1 protein-coding gene is annotated in these 269 nt (G+C 64.7%); it reads left to right on the top strand.

Annotated features, from left to right (window positions below; genetic code table 11):
* Positions 1-181: hypothetical protein (locus tag BIU91_RS18770; RefSeq protein WP_171907761.1), on the top strand; the 181-nt coding region annotated here is incomplete at its 5' end.
* Positions 182-269 lie beyond the last annotated feature (88 nt).

Genomic DNA, 269 nt, shown 5'->3' with positions numbered 1-269 from the left:
GGGCGGTCTGAACCTGATCGCACCGGCCTCGATTACTGGGGCGCTGCTGGACGTCGTGGCCGCGGCGCACAAGGTCGTCATCGCCAACGAGCATCAAGGCAAGGACTCTCGCGACGAGCTCCGGCCGGAGATCACCAAGTTCATCGAAGCCAACCGCGAGTACTTAGGGATCACGGACTGACCATGCTGATTCTGATCGCTGCGGCTCTGAGCCCCGTCCCTGCGGCGGTAGCCGCTCCGGCTGCACCTTGGTGGGGCGTGCCTGTAGT

It is taken from the genome of Curtobacterium sp. MMLR14_002 (genome assembly GCF_001864975.1).
Classification (GTDB): Bacteria; Actinomycetota; Actinomycetes; order Actinomycetales; family Microbacteriaceae; genus Curtobacterium; species Curtobacterium flaccumfaciens.
The sequence above is the reverse complement of the archived record's forward strand: the minus strand, read 5'-3'. Positions and strand labels throughout refer to the sequence as shown.